Source organism: Bacillus sp. PS237, assembly GCF_037963345.1.
Taxonomy (GTDB): Bacteria; Bacillota; Bacilli; order Bacillales; family Bacillaceae; genus Bacillus; species Bacillus subtilis.
The window spans coordinates 3,439,203-3,460,822 of sequence record NZ_CP150156.1; the positions used below are offsets into that span (position 1 = coordinate 3,439,203).

Consider the following 21,620-nt stretch of genomic DNA (forward strand, 5'->3'; position numbering starts at 1 on the left):
GTCTAGGGAGGATTTTATTTATATCGCTTTCTCGCTGCCGATGACGGAATATTCATTTGATCGCGATATTTTGCCACGGTGCGTCTCGAGATTTGGATGCCGTGTTGTTCATACAGCAAATCGACAAGCTTTTGGTCTGAAAGCGGTTTTGTTTTGTCCTCTTGATTGATCAGGTTTTCCAGATGCGTTTTGACTGCATAATTCGACGCATCTCCATCACCTGAAGCCTCGGCTTTTGCTGAGAAAAAGAGTTTCATCTCAAACAGCCCGTAAGGCGTTTGTATTGTTTTCCCTTTAATGGCCCGGCTCACAGTTGATTCATGAAGGCTTAGACAGTCTGCCACCTCTCTGAGAGTCAGCGGCTTCATTGCGCTTCGCCCTTTCAGAAAGAAATCCTTTTGGCGTGTGATCAGTTCATTGATAATTCTCGTGATTGTCTGTTTTCGCTGCCGCAGCGCGCGGCTCAGCCAGCGCCACTCCTGATATTTCGCAGATAAATAGGAGACAGTATCCTGACAGGAGCCGGATGATAAAAGCGTTCTGTACTGCGGATGCAGATCGATCTCGGGAAACGAGCGGGTATTCAGTTCCGCTGCGATGTGCCCATTTTTTACGGTGATAAAAATGTCAGGCTCAATATACACATCTTGCTCTGGCCGGGCAAACAGAAGGCCAGGTCTAGGATGAAGAGCCGCGATATCATCTGAGATATCTTGAATGGTATGAAGCGGAATTCCCGTCTCTACTGAAAGCGTTTTCCATTTTTTTTGCGCAAAAGCATCAAAATGAGCTGAAACCAGCATTTCCGCTTGTTCATTTCTGTTCGGCAGCCGCTGTAATTGAAGAAGGATGCATTCCTGCAAAGATCTCGCGCCGATTCCAGCCGGTTCTAACGACTGGAGTTTTGCCAAAACAGCCTCCGCTTCCTTGGCCGATACAGATAATCGCCGTGCTGCCTCCTCTATATCTTCTTCCAAGTACCCGTTTGAATCAAGCGAATGAATCAGATAATTAAAAATCTTTTTTTCAGTGTTTGTCAGATTCATATCGAGTGACTGCTGTTTTAACGCATCCTGCAATGTTTTTTGCGGATTACTTAATTGAAGGCCCGCTTCCTGTGCATTCATCCTGTTTTTGTTTGTTTTATGGTAAGATAGTGGCGGTGTGTCTGTTTCCTTTCGTTCAATAAGAGGGTTTTCCAGTGAGAGCTCATCAATGTACTCGGCGAGTTCTGCCGAATGATAGCCAAGCAGCGTGATGGCCTGCCTGAGCTCCTGTGTCAGTTGAGGCTTTAATACTTGTACTTGCTGAAGTTTCATATCCATCTTGCTCACTCCCCTTTCTTCATTGTACATGATTGAGATCACACCGTATACATTTATGAAAAAGGAGCTGCCAAAGAAATGTCTGAACTTTTTTCCGTCCCTTATTTTATTGAGAATTTAAAACAGCATATTGAAATGAATCAGTCTGAGGATAAAATCCACGCGATGAACAGCTACTACCGTTCCGTCGTCTCAACACTAGTGCAGGACCAGCTGACGAAAAACGCAGTTGTCCTGAAACGGATTCAGCATTTAGATGAAGCATACAACAAAGTCAAACGTGGAGAATCAAAATAAACCTTCCGCTCACATGTGAGCAGGAAGGTTTTCCTTCTTTGAGGCGTGCTGGATGAGACGGGTGCTTGGCACGCCTTCCATCCAGGTATGAAAGTAATTGGCGTTTTTCCCGTAGGAATTATCAATGACCGTGTTTTCTTTTTGAAGAAGAGAAGACAGGATGTGGCCGTGCAGCCTTGATGTTTCCACCGATTCGTAACGGCTGAAAAACCGAATCGCTTTTTGGACGATATAATCCGAGTATTTTTCCCATATATACGCAATGGGCAAAGGGTTGCCTGCTTTTTTATTCAAGACGTTCAGCGTTTGGAGAAAAGCAATCGTCCGGCGGTCTGAAGCTGACAGCACCGTGCGCCAGTCGTAGCTTTCCGCTTCTGCGTGTTCCTGAAGCGCCTGGTTTGCTTCATGATCTGTTCGGATAAATCTCAGCTTTTGATTGGACGGCTGCTGCGTGGGAATGACGGGAAACAGCTGATGAGCCATATCAGGCAGAAGCTGAATGTGATTTGTTGTAAAATAGGCCTGTGCCGTAGCATAGGAGGCTTTTTCCCTTGTCATGATGTGAAGGTTCGCATGCTTAGAAAATATCTCTGCCGTCCGCTTGAGGTTGTCTTTGTTTTGAAAATAAATCGATTGCGGCAGGATCACAATTTTGTGGTTCGGATAGGTTTGGACGATTTTCTCTCTAAAGCCTTGATAATACGGATACAGATCCCCGAAGTTTCCGCCTCCCTGGCAGACGATGATGAGATTCGGATCAAGCTTTCGCCCGATTGGGAAATTGTCTGGATTCCAGCGTTTTCTGACCCGAATCCCGTGTTCTTTAAAGAAGGCTTCTGTTCCTTTCATAATAAATAAATCCCCTACATTCCCATATAGAGGATAGTCAGCATATATAATCTCTGATTGTTTCGGAATGACGTCGAGCAGCCCGGACAGTTTCTGTTTCAGGCTGATCATCGAATGCTTGCTGTCCATTTCTTCACCTCGACAGTATGGAATAAGTGCAGTAGCACTTCAATGACCCGGCCTTGCTCATCTTCTGTCATATTGGACCCCGATGGGAGACAGATTCCTCGCTTGAACAAATCTTCGCATACGCTTCCTGTATCTTCATGAGAATAAAATAAAGCCGGATCGAACAGCGGCTGGGTATGGAGCGGCTTCCACAGCGGACGGGCTTCAATGTTTTCTTCAGCAAGACGTTGAACTATGTCATATGGGCTGAGCCCGTTATCAAGTGTGAGCGTGGTGAGCCAGCGATTGGATACGCCTGCTGCGTACTCTGGCATAAAGCGGACGCCGTCTAAGTGACCGAGCGCATTTTTGTATCTCGTGAAAATGGTCCTTCTTTTCTCCACTCGCTCATCCAGCACCTCAAGCTGGGCAATGCCGACGCCGGCTAAGATATTGCTCAGCCTGTAATTATGTCCAATTTCACTGTGCTGATAATGAACAGCCGGCTCTCGTGCCTGCGAAGCGAGAAATCTTGCTTTTTCAATTGCGGCTTCATCATTTGAAACGAGCATCCCTCCCCCTGATGTGGTGATGATTTTGTTCCCGTTAAATGAAAAAATGCCGAAGCGCCCGAATGTTCCGCTTTGCTTCCCTTTATAGACTGTGCCGAGAGATTCGGCTGCGTCCTCAATGACAGGAACTCCGTATGCATCACACAGGCTTACGATTTCATCCATTTTCGCGCTCTGCCCATATAGATTGACGGCAATTACCGCTTTTGGCAGTGTTCCGTTTCTTTTCGCTTCCTCCAATGCTCTTTCAAGGGCTGTCGGCGACATATTCCACGTATCAGGCTCAGAATCAATAAAGACGGGCACCGCTTTTTCATATAGAATCGGATTGGCGGTTGCTACAAATGTGAAGGACTGGCAAAACACGCTGTCACCTTCTTTTACCTCAAGCAAACGCAGCGCGAGATGAATCGCCGCCGTTCCTGAGCCGACCGCAGCTGCTGCTTTTACACCGACTCGTTCTGCCAGCTGTTCTTCAAATGAATTCACGAGCGGCCCAAGCGGCGCAATCCAGTTTGAGCGAAAGGCTTCTGAAATATAGTGCTGCTCCCTGCCGCTCATATGAGGGGGAGATAAGTAGATTTTTTTATGCATAGAATCATCCTTTGTTTGATGTTTGAATGGAAGAAATGATGCGTGCCGGAGCACCGGCCGCCGTTACCCTGTCCGGTATGGAACGGATCACCGCGGAGCCGGCTCCGACAATGCTCCAAGCCCCGATTATGATCTGCGGTATGACGGATGCACCGGTTCCGACGTGAGCGCCTTCCTGAACGGAAACCGCTCCTGACAGCGTGGCACGCGGGGACAGATGAACGTAATCGCTGATTTGATTGTCGTGCTCTGCCACTGCACCCGTATTGATGATGCAGTGGGCGCCGATGCGCGCATCCGCCTGAATGATCGCGCCCGCCATAATCACTGTCCCTTCCCCAATGACAGCCGACTTGCTGACGATGGCTGACGGGTGAATCAATGTAATAAAATCATCTTTCCCCAGTCCCAGTCGCTCCGCCAGCTGTTTTCTGACACTGTTATTCCCAACAGCAATCAGAAACAGCACATCAGGAATGAGCCTGCGCAGTTCAGTAACGGCTTTCGGCGGTCCTGTGTACCATTCTTTTCCGCCTTCGAACGTTTTGAATTTATCATCCAGCACCGCGGCTAAGCGCGTATCTGAGCGGGCGTTTATCAGCTCTCTGATCACCTTTCCGTGACCGCCGTCACCCACAATGGCCACATTTTTCATGAGGACACATCTCCGCTTCCGGTAAACCGTTCCGCGGTCACATGATTGGTTTGCTGAATCCCTTCTGAAACAAGGACCTTTCGCACCGTCAAACATAAAATTTTCAAATCGAGAAAAAATGACCAGTTGTCAACGTACCAAACATCTAATTCAAATTTCTTTTCCCAGGAAATCGCGTTTCTGCCATTGATTTGCGCCCAGCCTGTGATACCCGGCTTCACCTCATGGCGCCGTGCCTGTTTTTCTGTATAAAGAGGCAGATAGTCCATCAAAAGCGGCCGCGGCCCGACAAGGCTCAGATCGCCCTTCAGGACATTCAGGAGCTGCGGAAGCTCATCAATGCTCAGCTTTCTGATCAGCCTGCCCGTTTTCGTCAGCCGGACTTCATCAGGCAGCAGATTTCCTTTACTGTCCCGTTCATCCGTCATTGTCCGGAACTTATATAGGGTGAACGGTTTGCCGTGCAGGCCCGGCCTTACTTGCTTAAAGAAGACAGGTGATCCTATTTTCAGCCTGACAACGGCGATGGTGAACAGAATGATCACACTTGTACAGCACAACAAAAAAATGGCGGCCGTCAGATCAAAAAGTCGTTTCAGGATCAAAGATTCACAGCTCCTTTCGTTTTTCGAAACCGTTTTAATACCAGCTGTCTTTCCTCTTTTGTACAAACGAGCATAAAAGCGAAAACAGCGTAGCAAAAGCTGACTGTCACTCCCGTCGCTATCAATGACGGCCAGCTGTCAATCTTCACAATGAACTGAATTGCCTTACAGACCGTCCAGGCAAATACAGCGGCTGAAAGAGGCCCGATTATGCCTTTAAGGAACACGTGCTTTTTGTAGCCTGTAATGCGGGATACGTAAAGCGGCGTAAAGATGGCATTTTTTAAAATAAGAGAAATGGCCCCTGCCAATGTTATGCCGTACAGACCGAGATGAGCCGGCCCGCTCAGCGTGACCGCCAGCACCACATTCACCGCACCTAACAGCAGGGTAACAATCGCCGGTGTTTTTTGTTGATTAAAAGCGGTCCATATATAAAACAGCGGCATAAAGGCGAGGCTGACAACCAAGTATCCGGCATGAATAAATAAAAGCGGTGCTATCGTTGAAAAGGACGGTCCGAGCCAGATTGTCAGAAAAGGTCCCGCCAATCCGCCCAATAAGGCAGCAGGAAGTGCAAGCAAAAGACCATTGAGCCTTACTGCCTTATTGGCGTAATTCATCAATCCTTCCATATCGCCTTTTGAATAATATGAAGTCATGATGGGCGCAAACAGGGATGCGACCGTTCCGGCCAAGCTGCGCAAAAGCAGCGGAAACTGGATAATCGCCGCGTATTTCCCGGATGCAGACGCCCCCAGCATCAAATTGGCGGTTAACAGATCAATCTGCAAAAAAAGCAGGACGCCGATTTGATTGACGGAGCTCCATGCGCCCGCTTGAAACAGCTCCTTGCTTGTACGGAATGAAAGATCCTTCATACGAAACGAAAACCACGGAATCAGCTTTTTGAAGAAATAGAAAGACAGCACAGACGCAATAACAGCACCAGCTAAAGCTGCAAGCTGGATCTGCCAGATTTTCGGCGCAAAGCATGCAAACAGGAGCAGCACAGACAGCACCCGTATAAGCATTTGCACCGCCTGAATGGAACTGGTGATATAAAGGCGGTTGGCATAAAATGGTGCAGCGCCGAAGCCCGCCATCAGAAACGTTAAAATAAACAGCACACTGCCGATTAAAATCGACAAACGCACATCTGCCAAAAGCGCTTGCGGCACATTCATGACGCGGTCAATAAAAAAAGCCGAACCCGCAAGCGGCAGCAAGAGCAGCAAGGAAATCAAAACAGAGGCGGCTAAATAATTGCTGATATACGCATTTGCTTTCTCCCGCTCTCCCCTGTGGGCAGCAACAGAAAAGAACCGAACGACAACCGAGCTGAGCGCCACGGTAATAACCGAAAAGTAATTAATCACATTTTGTGTCAAGTGAACAAAGCCAAACGCTTCGACACCGAGCGTTTTGACAATAAAAGGCGTCATCCAAACCGATAGGAAAACAGACAAGAGAAAAGCCGTGAGATTCGCGCTGAAATTTATCGTGAATTTCATGCCTGCTTCGCACTGCCTTTCATTGTCCCCCGCTGCTCGAAAAACAGCTTGATGAGAAAAGTGAGCCGCCATTTACACAGTGCTAATACCAAACGCTCTCCTCTTAATAATTTCTCATGCTGAAACGGTGTATGTCTGACAGCCTGCCGCACCATGTCATAGGATAAAATCTGTCTGATCTTCTTTTTGATGTCTTTCGGCGAATTCGGAGAAGCACAGGCATTTGCCAAAAGCATCGGAAGCTGGTGCCTGCAAATGTACACATTCAAATCTTCTTTACATGCGCCTGCTAAGCCGTAGTGATTGTAGAATGCGATTTTAGCCTGATATTGTTTTTGAAGATGTTCATCCATCGCCGGCTTATAAGGGATTTCTGTCAGGCTGTTCGGGTTTTCACGATAAATGTACAATCCTTCATCAAGCATTTTCACCCGCTCCGCTTCGCGAAAAGCGGACAAATTAAAGGGAGAGTCTTCAGCAAAACGGATGTCTTCATCAAACAGCAGATTCGCCCTTTCAAAAAGCTCACGACGGTAAAGATAACGCCATACATACCAGATAAATCTCGTTTCGTGAGCATGTTTAAGCTGTTCAGTCATTTCTGGTTTCGTCAGCACGCGGTTTGCCTCAAGCTGCGGCGGCACATATGTCCGCCTGTCCGATGACTGCTTGTAAAAACCGCATCCGACGATGTCAAGCTGATTTTGCTCCGCTTCTTCAGTCAGCCTCTGGAACATGGCGGATGATACATAATCGTCTCCGTCTACAAAGCCGATGTAAGTGCCCCGCGCGGCCTTTATTCCCGTATTTCGCGCTGAACTAAGCCCGCCGTTTGCCTGATGAATGACCCGGATTCTCGCATCCCGTTTTGCATAGTCCTCTGCAATTTCGCCTGAACGATCCGGTGTTCCGTCATTCACGAGGATGATTTCAATATCAGAAAGCGTTTGACGAAGCAAAGAATCAATGCACTCTTCTATAAATGGTTCAACATTATACATCGGGACAATAATGCTGACGAGCGGGATCATTGCGCTTCACCGCTGATTTTGTCACGCAGACCTTTAAAATACACATCTCTCGGAAAGCCTGCACGGGATGTTTCTTTTGTTAAAAGCTCATTGACTGCGGCTGTTACGCGCTCTGGCTCCGGATGTTCTATCAGCTTCATGAACGGGATGTCTTTAAGCCATTGATAGCCCTCCATCACCTTATGGTCAAAGGAGCGAATGACAACACACGGCGTTCCTGTCAGCGCGCAAAAAATCATGCCATGAAGCCTGTCAGTGACGACGGCTTCTGCGCTTTGCAGCTTAGACCACAGTGCTTCAAGTTCATGTTCGCGTGTATCGCGGCTGACCCGGCGGCCGATCGTTGTCGTAAAGGATTTGATCTCGCCGAATTCCTCACATAGCGCAGCCTTGACCCGGTTCCTCTGCTCCTCCTGAAGCACGCTTTCCTGATCCTCGCGCAAACACATATAAACCCCTTCGCGTTCTGCGGGAGCCTTGCTTCTGTCTAAATACAGCACCATGTCCGGCTGCTTCAAAATTGTTTTTTCTTGAAAATGCTGTTTCATAAATTGATACGTTGTTTCATCCCGCGCCATCAGCAATAGGCCGGGGTGCGCATTATAAATTTTCTGTGCCCGTTTCAGCTCTTTGCGCCCTTTTTTCGTGTCAGAAAAATGAGCCGTTGCCGGAAGCTGGACAACCCGATAGTCATGGAATGTTTTAATGATGAAGCGGCGCGTCCACTCCTCATAACGGTATAAATCCCCCATGTTTCCGCCGCCGATGATAAAGACCATATCCTCCGGATGGCGCGAGCGGATCAGGCTTTTTGCTGATTTGTAAATGTCCTTCATATCGACCTCGACGATGTCAAAGTCCGGGTATTCTTGCTCAAGAAATGCCTTGCTGGCATAAGCAATTGCGTGATCTCCCAAATTGTCATGGGACGGCAGCAGGGTCAGTATGATTTTTTTCTGATGTGCTGCGGCCTTTACCGGTTGATCTGCCGCTCCCAGCCAATATTGGGACGGGTATTTGACCTTTAGCAGCAGCCATTCTGCAAAATTGATTTTCAACGATTGTAACGACATGTCCTCACCCTCTGTTTCTCATTTTGTACTCGATCACCCGCTGATACACAGCCGATGCCATAGCGACGAACGGAATCATTCTGTATTTCGCCATCAGAAGCAGGCATGACCGTTTTGCGTCAAAAGGAGCAGTACCCGTTTTTGAAAGACTTTCTTGAAACACCGGGTCCGCGCATATCACGCCAACATTTCTAAGCTTTTCAAACAGCCGGCGGCTGCCGCTCGTTTTCCATTCATTCAGCATACAGATGCTGCTGTGAAGAACGATAAAGGTATCAAGCTCCTTGCGATACTCCTCCAGTTTGTTGTTCTCCTGTAAAAACGCCGCATTCGTCTCATACAGCGCAAGTCCTGATTCAAACAATTTTTTCTGATAGCGCTGCACAATGGAGGAAAGGTGAATTCGATAATGATAGAGCGGCGTTTTTACGTAGGATACTGAGCGGGCGAAAAAATGAGCCCTGAAGCTGAAAAACTGATCCTCGACATGCTCCAGCTCGCCTCGGAGCGGAAACGACAGCCGATGGGCTTCAATCATGCTTCTTCTGTACAGTTTGTTCCATGAAAACCCTCTGACCTTCCCTTCGAATAACGCCTTGATATAGTGCTCCTTCGGCTGATCCTGATAGGTTTGGGCAATGTCAGAGTCCATGGTTTTGCCAGTGTCCTCAAACTCTGCGGCGTAATTGCAAATGACCAGATCAGTTTCATCGCCTGCTGTCCGGAGCATCTGCTCGCAATAATCAGGCTCAATCCAATCGTCTGAATCGATAAACGCGATAAATTCGCCGCGTGCAGCTTCAATGCCTTTATTCCGAACCGCACCGAGTCCCTGGTTTTCCTGATGAATCACCTTGAACCTGTTGTCCATTTTGGCGTATTCTTCTGCGATATCCGGGCTGGCGTCAGCTGAACCGTCATTGACAATGATGATTTCAATATTGTCCATTGTCTGGTTCCGCAGTGATTCGAGACACGTTCTGATATATGTTTCTGTGTTATAAACAGCGACTAACAGACTAACCGCAGGTGTTTCCATAATGACCGGCTCCTCGTGCATAAATTACCGGGAAAAAATCGTTCTGTAAGGCAGAACCGATGAATCGACCGGCATAAGCAAATAACTGTAAAGAAAATAACAAACAACGATAGCGATATAGATAAGAGCGTTCGATTTTTCATCAAATATCCTGACGAAATAAGGGACTAGGATCATTTGATACAGACCGAAATAAATATTGAATCTGGCAAAAATCACGTCCTTTGTGGCCAAAAGGCCGAACAAAAAACCTAGCAGGCACAAATTGACGACAATATCAATTTGCGGCCACAGACTCCGCAGTCGTTCTTTATAGCAAAATGCAAGGAACAGCGGCAGAACCAAAACAGCGATTTTGATCACATTCATTCCATTTGTGTTCGTCATGAGCCATTTTTCATAATGGCTGTATGAGCTGTTTTCAAGTACAACGACAAACACAGAAATAAATTTTTGATATAAAAATGTCATGCCGAGAAATAAAGCGGATAGGCCGAATATCGCCGGTGACCAGGCTTTTCTTCTGACAATAAAGTACACTGGAATCATAATCAGCGCCGACGAATGAAAGAGCGAGCTGACCAGCACAATCAGGAAATATCGCTTCCAGTTCCCGCTAATGATATAACGGATCGCCCAAAACAAAACAGCTGCCACCATGTATTGCCTGATGCCGTTAAAAGATGCGTAATAATGAAAGGTTCCCAAAAATAAAAAGACACTCAGCTCAAACGGCCTGCCATAGTCGGCGAGTGTCTTCATAATAAAGCTGTAGGTCACGACCGCCACCGTAAAATACATGATTTGAGGATCTTCCGTGATGAAATTCATCAGCCAAAGGAGTGCGGTAAACCCCGGATCTGTCGCTGTTTTCGCTGTGCCGAAACCGAATATCTGCCACACATTTTGATAATCGCCCGCCAATTCGTACAACAGCGTGTACGTCTGAAAATCCGTGCCGACTCGATAGCGGAGACCTGACACGAGCACAAGTGAAGCGAGCGGAATCCAGATCAAAAGCTTATTCGGCCGATACCCCGTGGCAAGCGAATCATCACGGCCGCCGCACATTTTAGCGAACCAAGACCAAATAAATACAATCCCCATATTGACGGCATATACAATCATCGGTTATGGTCCTTTTCCGTGCTGATGTTGTATACATTCAGCAGCGCTCCTACATTTTGCTGTGCATCGTAGCCAAGTTGAGCGAGTGTTTCTTTGATGAACTCACGCTTCGGCCTGCCTGCGGCGGCCGCCCTTGCAATGGTTTCAGCCCAGACGCTGATCGGCTCAGAAAGACTTAATCTTGTGACAAGCCCGAGACCGGCGTCGACTTTTTCTGTAATGCTGTCTGAAATGATGCATGGAAGCCCCGACGCCTGCGCTTCCACAAGCACAACCGGCAAGCCTTCGTACAGAGACGGCATGACAAATACATCGAATGTTCGCATCAGTTCATGGATCCGTTCTTCCGTGCCTAAAAAGAGGACGTCTGATAGCAAATTCTGCTGCCGCGCCTCCTCCTCTATCTCCCCGCACAACGGCCCGTCTCCCGCCAGAACGAGCTGAAAGCGAATGCCTCTTTCCTTGAGATGTGCGGCAAGCTTCAACAGGAACGCGTGGTTTTTCACTTCATGAAACCGGGCCACATGGCCAATGATGAGCCGGTCGGCTGCAATGCCGCGTGCTGCTTTTTCTTCATCAGCCGCCTGCCCATTTGGGGCGAACAACTCAAGGTCAATCCCGTTAGGAAGAAGGTGAACACGCTCCCGCTCCATATTGGACTGTCCAAATAAAAACCTGCCCGCATCCTCTCCGCAGGCACACAGCGCTGTCGCATTTGCCAAAATGAGCCGCCTGAACACGAGCAGCTGCAATCGATCCTTCCAGTTGAAGCCGGTCTTCCAAGACGTATTGTGGGAGTGGCATACCCTGACCGGCACTCCGGCGAGCCTTGCCGCAAGGGCGATAAAACCCGTTTGGAAATCCGTGTGCGCATGAACGGCGCTGAACGGCCCATTTTCTTTTATCGCGTTTCTCACATTCCTCACAAATGTAAGGGGATTGCTTTGCCCAATGCTCGGGACATAAAAAAGCCGCCCGCCTAAAGATAAAATCTCTTCATCATAAGCGCACGGATCATTTCGATACGTTAAAAAATCAAATTGCACTTTGCTTTTGTCCATCTTCCGATATAAATTCATTACCATGGTTTCCGCGCCGCCCCTGTTCATGCCGCTGAGAACATGGAGCACGCGCTTTTGGCTGCTATTCATGCTTGACAAGCCCTTCCTTTTGGTTCATCACTCTTTTTTTATGGTAGCGATTCATCACAGCTGCAGGCATAAAGGCGCGAATTAACGGTTTTGCGATATATATGTAATCAGATAAAGGAAGCTTCAAGCGTCTGCACGCCTGATAGACAAGAATGGCATTGTCGATTGAATACGTAAATGACCGCCGTTTGAATGCATCGCTGTCTTCCCTCACTTTATACAAGGCTTCCTGAAGATTATAGCCCCTGAAGCCCTCTTCAAAAAAGCGAAGCCACAAATCAATATCTTCCATTCGTCTCGTCCGCCGCACCGACCGGTAGCCTTTCAGCGTGCGGTAGGCACTCGCTCTCATCATAATCGTGCCGTGGCAAAATGGAGTCCCTTTTGCCATGATGCCCGGCTCCGGAACAGAAGGCAGAATGCGGGCGCCTCTTACGCCAAATTCATCAAACACAAGCATGCCGGTGCCAACCACCTGATAGTGTCGGTGCTTTTCTAAAAACGCGACCTGCTTTTCCAGACGGCGCGGAAACGAAAGGTCATCTCCGTCCTGACGTGCGATATAATCGCCTGTCGCATGCGAAAGACAATGATTTAATGATGCGGCAAGCCGCTTATTTGTTTTGTTTTGAATCAGTTTGATGCGGTCGCTGTAATGAGCGGCATACTGCTTCGCGATACGGAGCGTGCCGTCTGTTGACGCATCATCGCACAAAATCAGCTCCCAATTTTTATAGGATTGGCTGAGTATGGATTCTATGCTTTCTGCCAAAGTGCGTTCGCAATTATAAATGCCCATAATGACAGAAACTTTCGGTCCTGAGTTCATACGCTTTTCTCCTTTGTATCCATATCCATGTACGCGGAATAAATATCTGCCATTTCTTCCACCGTTCGCGCCTCCGAGAAGCGCAAGGCTGTTTTTCGGCCTTCCTGTCCCAGCTTTCGGCAGAGCTCCGGCTTATGGTAAAGCTGTTCAATCCGGCGGGCAAAAGCAGCACTGTCACCGATTTTGATCAGAAAACCGTTTTCTCCGTCGCGGATGATTTCCCGATGCCCGCGATTATCTGTGGCGATCGCCGGTTGTTCTGCCGCCATTCCCTCAAGCACATTCATACCGAGGCCTTCTCTAATGCTGGATGCGACAGATACATCCGCAAGCTGAATCAACTCATGTATGTCGCTGCAAAAGCCGTAAAAACAGACATGGGCGGAGGCACCAAGCTTTTCAGCTAACGTTTGATACGTATGTTCCATTGCCCCTTCCCCGGCAAACACAAGGCGGAGTGAGGGAATTTTTTCTTTTAGCAAGGCTGCGGCTTCAATTAACTGCTTCTGGTTTTTGTTCAGATTGAGCTCAGCCGGATAAACCAATATAAAATCATCTTCACGGAACCCGTGCTTTTCTCTGAGTCTTTGCTGCTCTATCGGACTGACAGGCCGGAAACGCTCGGTATTGACGCCAATGCCGTGAATTTTCTGCGTCCTTCCGCCCGGCCTTTGAAGTCCTTTCGCCCGTATGTAATCCTCTTCATTAATCGTAATCAGGCAGTCTGTATATGCTGAAAGCCATTTCTCAACCGGATAGTAAAGAAGCCAATTTTTCATCGGTGCCCCTTTGCAGAAGTGAAATCCGTGCGCTGTGTACAGCACCTTTGTTCCGTGCCGCCGTGCCTGCCTCGCCGCCAGTCTGGCGAGAACGCCGCCGACCGGTGTATGGCAATGGACAATGTCGTATTCATAAGTGTCAATCACTTTCTTCAGCTGCCTATAAACGGCCAGGTTCTGAGGGTCAAAAGGTGACCTGCGAATCGGGATGGAGAATTTCTCATCCACATACGGCAGCTTGGTTTGTCCGTTCGCGGCGACATGAACCTCCCAGCCCATTTGCTTGAACCATTTAAAATAAGGGAGGTGAAAGGCCTTAAAATGATAATCAACAGTCGCGCAAAACAATATCTTTTTCGTCATTTTCACTCCCCCTAATGAACGCTGGCAGCCGTCATTTCTTCTGATGTATTGATTGCCGCAAACAGCCTCGCTCTCAGGTCGGCTTCCGGCAGCTCATGAAAATCCTCGATAAAGCGCATCAGCACCGGCCAATCGCCGTCCACCGCTTTACCGATGTGAATTTTTGGAAAGATTTGTTCAGCATGGACTTCATTTTTGTTCAGCAATTCTTCATACATTTTTTCGCCCGGACGAATGCCTGTGAATTCGATTGGAACCTGCTCAGTCGTGTAGCCGGACAAATGAATGAGGTTTTTGGCAAGATCCACAATCTTTACGGGCTCTCCCATATCGAGAACGAAAATTTGACGCCCTTTCGCCAGTGCCCCAGCCTGAATCACAAGCCTTGATGCCTCGGGAATCGTCATGAAATAGCGGGTCATTGCCGGATGTGTTACTGTCACCGGGCCGCCTTTTTCAATCTGTTTTTTGAAAATTGGAATGACGCTGCCGCGGCTCCCGAGTACATTGCCGAAGCGAACAGCAACAAATTTGGTTCTGCTGACTTTCCCAAGATTCATAATAATCATCTCTGCGAATCGTTTTGTCGCCCCCATTACGTTGGCTGGGTTCACCGCTTTGTCCGATGAAATCAGCACGAATGTCTCAGTTCCCGACATATCGGCTGCTTCCGCGACATTTTTTGTTCCGATAATATTGTTTTTGACCGCCTCTTCTGGATTGTGTTCCATTAAAGGCACATGCTTATGGGCAGCTGCATGATAGACAACATGCGGCTCGTATTTTTTCATCAAGGTAAACATTTTATCGCGGTCCTGCACATCAGCGATTTCCGTATGGAACACAATGTGTTTGCCGAATCGTCCGTTCAGCTCTGTATAAATCGAATGAATGCTGTTTTCCCCATGGCCGAGCAGAATGATTTCCTTAGGCTGAAACGCGCTGATCTGACGGCAGATTTCCGAGCCGATTGATCCGCCCGCTCCCGTGACGAGAACTGTTTTTCCTTTGATGCGGTTCGAAATTTCGCTAGTGTCGAGGGTTACCGGCTTTCTGCCGAGCAAGTCCTCAGCTTTTACATCTCTGATTTGTCCGGCAGTTCGTGTGCCAAGCAGCATTTCATCAAAATGAGGCATAATTTTAATGCTTACTCCGGTTCGCACACATTCTTTATATAACACCTGAAGCTCATGGGTGCGGAGTGAAGGAATGGCAATAATAATATAATTAATTTTGAGCTTTTGCACCGCAGGCATGATACTTTCTTTTCCGCCGATTACGGGCAGCCCCATAATTTCTAATTTATGCTTCGTTTGGTCGTCATCAATAAAAGCGACAGGTATGATATCAGGTTCATCTTTCGAAAGCAGCTGCCTGACCATCAGAGTCCCACCTGAGCCCGCCCCGATAATCAGCGCGCGGGACGAGGCGCAGCGTTTTTTCCTGATGCTTTCGTTTAATACTCTGGATAAAATACGGGTCCCTCCAATAGACAAAAGCTGAAGCACCCAGCACGCGGTTAACAGACGGAAGAACATCGTGTGATACACAGCATACTGAATGACGCCGGTCACAGCGGCTGAAAGCGTAATGCCCTTAAGCAGGACAATCAGCTCGCCAAGCCCGGTGTATGTCCACACCTGTTTATACTGATTGAACAGGAAAGCACACACATGATAGCTGAGGAGCAAGCTGACAGCGGTAAGCAGTAATGCTCCGGAGTCATAAAATTGATAGGAATCTTTTAAAAATTGATATCCTGCAATAACTGAATTTAAAACGAGGTAAGTATCCAGCGCAATAATCATTGACAGTCTTCTCCGGTAACTCAACCTTTTCCCCCCTAATTCTTTTATCGGTTTAGCTGCGGCGGTTTTCGTCTCTCCAAAAAATCGGCAGCAGCTAAACCGACAATACGTCCTATGTATATATGAGATAAGTGGGCATTTAACCCATCCTCACGCCCCGCCAGCGACGACCAGCATCTAAGGCAGCAACTTCAGCTGCCCACAGCAGAGCCGAGTGCCTCCATTGATACAGGTCAGGAGACATCACCTTTACAAAAACTAGTAGGAATAGTGTTCCGATTTTTTCATTTTCTTTTTGTTTAAAAGAGCGCCTAACAGCTTCGCATTGGATTGTTCCAGTGCATCTTTTGCTTTCAGAACGGTATCGGTTTTTGTTTTTCCGCTTAAAACGACGAGCACGCTGCCGTCTGTCTGATTTGCTAGAATCTGAGCATCTGCAACAGCCAAAAGAGGAGGGGAATCAAAGATGACGAGGCTGAATTGTTCATAGATCTCAGATATTAAATCTCCCATTGCTTTTGAAGACAACAGTTCTGCCGGGTTTGGCGGGGTCGGCCCGCTTGTCAGTACATATAAGTTATCGATCGGCGTCTTTTGCACCGTCTCACTGAGTGAAGCATTGCCGACCAGCACATTTGTCAGCCCGGTTACATTATCAACCTGAAACGTCTGATTGATGGTCGGCTTTCTTAAATCGGCATCCACCAGCAGTACTTTCTTTTCCTGCTGCTGCGCAAAGACAGCCGCAAGATTCGCTGCACTGAACGATTTACCTTCACCAGGCACAGAGGAGGTGACGAGGATAGATCGCAAGTTGGTCTGGACAGATGAGAACTCAATGTTTGTCCGAATGGTGCGATATTGTTCCGCAACAACTGATTTATTGTGTAAAACAGATATTTGAGCCAAACCTCGCCTTGCTTTCTTTTTTCTAAAGATCACTCGCTTCACTCCCCGAAATGTTTTATCCCGCGATTCCGCCCTTTGTGGACATCAGGAACGGAGCCTAAGCATGGCAATCCGGTTCTCTCGCTGAGCTGCCGTGCGCTTTTGCATGTATCATCGAGAAAATGCAGAAAAAATGCCAGTGTAATGCCGCCCATGACAGCAGCGCCAAAAGCCATGACCATATTTCGCAGCCTGGCCGGCTTGATCATCGGGCTTTCCGAAGCCTTCGCCTCTGATAATATATGTACGCCTTGTACATTCATTCTTTCATCTACTTCTTTTTCAAACTTGTTCACTAACGTGTTCGCAATCTCAGCTGCTTTCGCCGGATCGTGATCCTGAACGGCAACGTTGATTATTTCTGATTCATTTTCACTGCTGGTAACCACTTTTCCTTTCAGCGAGGAAGCCGATTCAGATAGGTGCAATTCCGCCTTAACTTCTTCCATCAAGGCAGTGCTTTTCATAATCGATTGGAACGTGCTGCTATACTGAAGATTTCGCTGGATGTCACTGAGATTCGAGTTTTCTTCACCGTCTGATTCATGAACCAGCACCTGTGTCGACGCCTGGTAGGTCGGTGAAATGACCTTAAATTGCACAAAACCCATAATAAGGGTGACGCCGATTGTGATGAGCAGAATCAGCACGAATCTGTGTCTGACAATCGCATATAATTCTTTGAAACTCATATTCTCATTCATGTATTCATAGCCTTCAGCCTTCCCGCGGCTGGCTTCCCGCGCCCCTTTCTGTTAATGATTGGATTATAAAAGAAAACGTTATTATTTAAAAATTGCAAAATAAGCCAATAAGTTCTCTTTAGAGAACAAAATCATGATTTTCCTCTAATTTACTGCACTTCCCTTATTATTTTAAATTTTATAAAGAACGAAAAATTCCTTATAATGAACGAAATAACGACAGGAATAGAGGAGAATTTCATATTATGATTGGAAGAATTATCCGTTTGTACCGTAAAAGAAAAGGCTATTCTATTAATCAGCTGGCTGTTGAGTCAGGCGTATCCAAATCCTATTTAAGCAAGATTGAAAGAGGCGTTCACACGAATCCGTCCGTTCAATTTTTAAAAAAAGTTTCTGCCACACTGGAAGTTGAATTAACAGAATTATTTGACGCAGAAACAATGATGTATGAAAAAATCAGCGGCGGTGAAGAAGAATGGCGCGTACATTTAGTGCAAGCCGTACAAGCCGGGATGGAAAAGGAAGAATTGTTCACTTTTACGAACAGACTCAAGAAAGAACAGCCTGAAACTGCCTCTTACCGCAACCGCAAACTGACGGAATCCAATATAGAAGAATGGAAAGCGCTGATGGCGGAGGCAAGAGAAATCGGCTTGTCTGTCCATGAAGTCAAATCCTTTTTAAAAACAAAGGGAAGATGATGATCGGTTAAAGGGCTAACGTTCGCATCTATAGGGGAAATCTGTTTATAATGGGGGAAAAAGGGAGAGAACACAATGACTCATCAAATAGTAACGACTCAATACGGCAAAGTAAAAGGCACAACGGAAAACGGCGTACATAAGTGGAAAGGCATCCCCTATGCCAAGCCGCCTGTCGGACAATGGCGTTTTAAAGCACCTGAGCCGCCTGAAGTGTGGGAAGATGTGCTTGATGCCACAGCGTACGGCTCTATTTGCCCGCAGCCGTCTGATTTGCTGTCACTTTCGTATACTGAGCTGCCCCGCCAGTCCGAGGATTGCTTGTATGTCAATGTATTTGCGCCTGACACCCCAAGTAAAAATCTTCCTGTCATGGTGTGGATTCACGGAGGCGCTTTTTATCTAGGAGCGGGCAGTGAGCCATTGTATGACGGATCAAAACTTGCGGCACAGGGAGAAGTCATTGTCGTTACATTGAACTATCGGCTGGGGCCGTTTGGCTTTTTGCACTTGTCTTCATTTAATGAGGCGTATTCTGATAACCTTGGGCTTTTAGACCAAGCCGCCGCGCTGAAATGGGTGCGAGAGAATATTTCAGCGTTTGGCGGTGATCCCGATAACGTAACAGTATTTGGAGAATCCGCCGGCGGGATGAGCATTGCCGCGCTGCTTGCTATGCCTGCGGCAAAAGGCCTGTTCCAGAAAGCAATCATGGAAAGCGGCGCTTCTCGAACGATGACGAAAGAACAAGCGGCGAGCACCTCGGCAGCCTTTTTACAGGTCCTTGGGATTAACGAGGGCCAACTGGATAAATTGCATACGGTTTCTGCGGAAGATTTGCTAAAAGCGGCTGATCAGCTTCGGATTGCAGAAAAAGAAAATATCTTTCAGCTGTTCTTCCAGCCCGCCCTTGATCCGAAAACGCTGCCTGAAGAACCAGAAAAAGCGATCGCAGAAGGGGCTGCTTCCGGTATTCCGCTATTAATTGGAACAACCCGTGATGAAGGATATTTATTTTTCACCCCGGATTCAGACGTTCATTCTCAGGAAACGCTTGATGCAGCGCTCGAGTATTTACTAGGGAAGCCGCTGGCAGAGAAAGTTGCCGATTTGTATCCGCGTTCTCTGGAAAGCCAAATTCATATGATGACTGATTTATTATTTTGGCGCCCTGCCGTCGCCTATGCATCCGCACAGTCTCATTACGCCCCTGTCTGGATGTACAGGTTCGATTGGCACCCGAAGAAGCCGCCGTACAATAAAGCGTTTCACGCATTAGAGCTTCCTTTTGTCTTTGGAAATCTGGACGGATTGGAACGAATGGCAAAAGCGGAGATTACGGATGAGGTGAAACAGCTTTCTCACACGATACAATCAGCGTGGATCACGTTCGCCAAAACAGGAAACCCAAGCACCGAAGCTGTGAATTGGCCTGCGTATCATGAAGAAACGAGAGAGACGCTGATTTTAGACTCAGAGATTACGATCGAAAACGATCCCGAATCTGAAAAAAGGCAGAAGCTATTCCCTTCAAAAGGAGAATAAATATGGGGAAAACAGGATACATTGGTGCTGCCATTGTTGTGGCAGCTTGTATCATTATTTTGTCGGCCGTGGTATGTTTACGGGACACAGTCTATTACCAGCCTATGCGCTGGACTGGCATCATACTGTTTTTCGCGGGAATTGTGATGGTTCCCGCATACTCAGCAAAAAGAAAACCCGGAAAAGAGAAGTAATTCTCTTTTCCGGGTTTTTATGTTTATTATAATCTTCCCGCGCGAATATCGTCTGTCATTCCCTCATAAGGAGCCTTCGAAATCACTTCTTCGTTGTCGACTCCTTCATTTTTCAGAAATGTAATTTCCGCAAATTCAGGTACAACGTATTTTGGATACGTTTCATATTTTTCGCGGGATTCTTTCATCAAATCAATGTGGTCATTTTGGTAGCAAACCGTAATTTCAGGATGTTCATGCACCCATTTCGGGAAGAAAATAATGCCATGCATGCGTTTTTCATTTGGCATAAAGTTTAATGAAACATCCGTGCCAGTCGGCTCTGTCCAAGACACTTTATATACGCCTTCTGTCAGTTTGACAATATTCACTTCCTGATCTCGAACCCAGCGTCCGGCAACCATTCCGCTATGAATTCTATAATCAATTGTATGGTCGTTTTTAATATAAATCTCGTATTCCCATCCGTTTTCATACGTATAAATCATGTGGCTTCCGATAAAGTTTTCCATCTTACACACTCTCCTTAGTCTTTTACTGTACTTCATAAATGTCTAGTAGAACGTAATCAGGGGTTCTTTCTGCGGAACCGATAAACAAGCGGTCATGGAGCCATTGATAGACTTCACTGCCTGTTTCAAACGTCGGTACCGTACGAAAATAAACATGCTCCGGTTCAATAATTTCCCCGGCTGCCGCTTGTTTTCGAAACGGCTTGCTGACTTGCCGTATTCCATTGTTTTCAATGTAAATCAGTTCATGATCTGCTGTTTCAATCACATACCTGGCAGATAAATCTGTTCTGCCGTTAGCGCGAATCATTTGTGAATCGGCACCGCCCGGCAAAATACGTCCCTTTACTTCCCCGGTTATTGTTCCCGAACGAATCGGAATGAATCATCTCAGTCCCAGGCTTGTCTCACCAATCGTGATAGGCGGATCAACCTTGATTTCTAAAGAGGCGAATGGTTTTAAAACCGGCTTCTTCACGAGAACCACCTCACCTTCAGAAAAAATCATGTAACTATTTACATGTTCACTTTAACACCATTGCAGTTAACTGTCAAACAATAGGAACATAAAAAAACAAGGACTGTTTGAAGACAGTCCTTGTCTGAAGCTAGCTTTGATAAGCAAGATATGTGCTGACAGTGCTTTTGGCAAGACAGGCAGAGGAATCTATAATCGGAATCTCACTTTGAATATGATCTAACACCGCATTTAAATCCGTGCAGGCTGAAATGATGATGTCTGCATGCTGACTGATTTCTTCATATAGCGTCTGCCACAATGCTTGTGTATGCTGCATATGATTTGGCTGTTTGATTGCGGCGATAAGCTGGTTCACAGCCTGCTGCCAATGGTCCTTGTGAATAACTTCTTGTCCATTTCCCTTCAGAACTTTTTGGTAGATGGCGGATTGGATGGTTGGCTCTGTTCCTAAAACCACCGCTTTTTTTGCGGGATGCGGAATCTCTTTTATCGTTTCCTCAACAATATGCAACATAGGAACTGACAATGCCTGCTGAATCTCTTCATAGTAGACATGCGCCGTATTACAAGGCAGCGCAATGAAATCCACGCCTGTTTTCTCGAGCTTTACCGCTCCGTCGATAATCGCTTTTTTCATCTCGTCATGGTCAATTGGACGATCTGCATAGAAGGGCGTCGGGCATGAATAGATCATCATGTGCGGATAGTCAATATCGTTTGAAGCCCCATACAGCTTCTGACAGTAATCAATCACCTTATCAATAAACGGCGAGGTCGATTTCGGCCCCATTCCGGCTAATATTCCGATCATC

General features: G+C 47.0%; 22 protein-coding genes and 1 pseudogene. 4 read left to right on the forward strand and 19 right to left on the reverse strand.

Annotated elements, in window-relative coordinates; genetic code table 11:
- Nucleotides 1–14: 14 nt before the first annotated feature.
- Nucleotides 15–1,325: an RNA polymerase factor sigma-54 gene (rpoN, locus tag NST22_RS17895; protein WP_003242595.1), complete on the reverse strand. Its 1,311-nt coding sequence runs from the start codon at nt 1,323–1,325 to the stop codon at nt 15–17.
- Nucleotides 1,326–1,403: 78 nt separating this feature from the next.
- Here rpoN and yvfG point away from each other — a divergent pair, with 78 nt between their 5' ends.
- Complete coding sequence (yvfG, locus tag NST22_RS17900) at nt 1,404–1,622, forward strand: protein YvfG (protein WP_003219905.1); 219 nt, start codon at nt 1,404–1,406, stop codon at nt 1,620–1,622.
- Between the two features lie 9 nt (nt 1,623–1,631).
- On the opposite strand, the gene NST22_RS17905 is transcribed toward yvfG, so the two are convergent.
- From NST22_RS17905 to NST22_RS17975, 15 genes are all read right to left on the reverse strand, one after another.
- Entirely contained in the window at nt 1,632–2,600 is a 969-nt protein-coding gene (locus NST22_RS17905) for a polysaccharide pyruvyl transferase family protein (protein WP_003228270.1), read from the reverse strand.
- The gene (locus NST22_RS17910) at nt 2,579–3,745 is read right to left on the reverse strand and encodes an aminotransferase class I/II-fold pyridoxal phosphate-dependent enzyme (protein ID WP_009968194.1); all 1,167 of its coding nucleotides are present in this window, start codon (nt 3,743–3,745) and stop codon (nt 2,579–2,581) included. The genes NST22_RS17905 and NST22_RS17910 overlap by 22 nt, the downstream gene beginning before the upstream one ends.
- 4 nt (nt 3,746–3,749) lie before the next feature.
- Complete coding sequence (locus NST22_RS17915; RefSeq protein ID WP_003228268.1) at nt 3,750–4,400, reverse strand: acetyltransferase; 651 nt, start codon at nt 4,398–4,400, stop codon at nt 3,750–3,752.
- Entirely contained in the window at nt 4,397–5,005 is a 609-nt protein-coding gene (locus NST22_RS17920; RefSeq protein ID WP_003243002.1) for a sugar transferase, read from the reverse strand. Before NST22_RS17920 ends, NST22_RS17915 begins: the two co-directional genes overlap by 4 nt.
- Nucleotides 5,002–6,519 (reverse strand): MATE family efflux transporter, encoded by a 1,518-nt coding sequence (locus NST22_RS17925; protein WP_010886617.1) that lies wholly within the window; start codon nt 6,517–6,519, stop codon nt 5,002–5,004. Before NST22_RS17925 ends, NST22_RS17920 begins: the two co-directional genes overlap by 4 nt.
- Entirely contained in the window at nt 6,516–7,550 is a 1,035-nt protein-coding gene (locus NST22_RS17930; protein WP_003228264.1) for a glycosyltransferase, read from the reverse strand. Before NST22_RS17930 ends, NST22_RS17925 begins: the two co-directional genes overlap by 4 nt.
- Nucleotides 7,547–8,623: a polysaccharide pyruvyl transferase family protein gene (locus NST22_RS17935; protein ID WP_003228262.1), complete on the reverse strand. Its 1,077-nt coding sequence runs from the start codon at nt 8,621–8,623 to the stop codon at nt 7,547–7,549. The genes NST22_RS17930 and NST22_RS17935 overlap by 4 nt, the downstream gene beginning before the upstream one ends.
- A gap of 4 nt (nt 8,624–8,627) precedes the next feature.
- Nucleotides 8,628–9,662, reverse strand: a complete 1,035-nt coding sequence (locus NST22_RS17940; protein ID WP_003243644.1) for a glycosyltransferase — start codon at nt 9,660–9,662, stop codon at nt 8,628–8,630.
- 24 nt (nt 9,663–9,686) lie between these two features.
- Entirely contained in the window at nt 9,687–10,790 is a 1,104-nt protein-coding gene (gene epsG, locus NST22_RS17945; protein WP_003228259.1) for a biofilm exopolysaccharide biosynthesis protein EpsG, read from the reverse strand.
- Complete coding sequence (locus tag NST22_RS17950; RefSeq protein ID WP_003228257.1) at nt 10,787–11,941, reverse strand: glycosyltransferase family 1 protein; 1,155 nt, start codon at nt 11,939–11,941, stop codon at nt 10,787–10,789. The genes epsG and NST22_RS17950 overlap by 4 nt, the downstream gene beginning before the upstream one ends.
- Nucleotides 11,934–12,770: a glycosyltransferase EpsE gene (gene epsE, locus NST22_RS17955; protein WP_003244557.1), complete on the reverse strand. Its 837-nt coding sequence runs from the start codon at nt 12,768–12,770 to the stop codon at nt 11,934–11,936. Before epsE ends, NST22_RS17950 begins: the two co-directional genes overlap by 8 nt.
- Entirely contained in the window at nt 12,767–13,912 is a 1,146-nt protein-coding gene (locus NST22_RS17960; RefSeq protein WP_003242735.1) for a glycosyltransferase family 4 protein, read from the reverse strand. The genes epsE and NST22_RS17960 overlap by 4 nt, the downstream gene beginning before the upstream one ends.
- Before the next feature lie 11 nt (nt 13,913–13,923).
- Nucleotides 13,924–15,744 carry a nucleoside-diphosphate sugar epimerase/dehydratase gene (locus NST22_RS17965; RefSeq protein WP_019712407.1) on the reverse strand — a complete coding sequence of 607 codons (1,821 nt, stop codon included), beginning with the start codon at nt 15,742–15,744 and terminating at the stop codon, nt 13,924–13,926.
- Between the two features lie 234 nt (nt 15,745–15,978).
- A complete protein-coding gene (gene epsB / locus NST22_RS17970) occupies nt 15,979–16,662 on the reverse strand; it encodes a protein tyrosine kinase EpsB (RefSeq protein ID WP_003228249.1) in 684 nt (227 codons plus the stop codon).
- A 5-nt stretch (nt 16,663–16,667) separates the two neighbouring features.
- Nucleotides 16,668–17,372 (reverse strand): YveK family protein, encoded by a 705-nt coding sequence (locus NST22_RS17975; RefSeq protein WP_003228247.1) that lies wholly within the window; start codon nt 17,370–17,372, stop codon nt 16,668–16,670.
- A 245-nt stretch (nt 17,373–17,617) separates the two neighbouring features.
- Between NST22_RS17975 and slrR the strand changes: the two genes are divergently transcribed.
- From slrR to NST22_RS17990, 3 genes are all read left to right on the forward strand, one after another.
- Nucleotides 17,618–18,076, forward strand: a complete 459-nt coding sequence (slrR, locus tag NST22_RS17980; protein ID WP_003242589.1) for a transcriptional regulator SlrR — start codon at nt 17,618–17,620, stop codon at nt 18,074–18,076.
- A 75-nt stretch (nt 18,077–18,151) separates the two neighbouring features.
- Nucleotides 18,152–19,621: a para-nitrobenzyl esterase gene (gene pnbA, locus NST22_RS17985; RefSeq protein WP_003243926.1), complete on the forward strand. Its 1,470-nt coding sequence runs from the start codon at nt 18,152–18,154 to the stop codon at nt 19,619–19,621.
- Between the two features lie 2 nt (nt 19,622–19,623).
- Nucleotides 19,624–19,815 (forward strand): hypothetical protein, encoded by a 192-nt coding sequence (locus NST22_RS17990; protein WP_003228241.1) that lies wholly within the window; start codon nt 19,624–19,626, stop codon nt 19,813–19,815.
- 26 nt (nt 19,816–19,841) lie between these two features.
- On the opposite strand, the gene padC is transcribed toward NST22_RS17990, so the two are convergent.
- The 3 genes and pseudogenes from padC to racX form a co-directional block, all read right to left on the reverse strand.
- The gene (padC, locus tag NST22_RS17995) at nt 19,842–20,327 is read right to left on the reverse strand and encodes a phenolic acid decarboxylase (RefSeq protein WP_003243190.1); all 486 of its coding nucleotides are present in this window, start codon (nt 20,325–20,327) and stop codon (nt 19,842–19,844) included.
- A gap of 22 nt (nt 20,328–20,349) precedes the next feature.
- Nucleotides 20,350–20,805, reverse strand: a pseudogene (locus NST22_RS18000) (DUF3237 domain-containing protein).
- Nucleotides 20,806–20,935: 130 nt separating this feature from the next.
- Nucleotides 20,936–21,619, reverse strand: a complete 684-nt coding sequence (gene racX, locus NST22_RS18005) for a broad specificity amino-acid racemase RacX (protein WP_003244427.1) — start codon at nt 21,617–21,619, stop codon at nt 20,936–20,938.
- Nucleotide 21,620 lies beyond the last annotated feature (1 nt).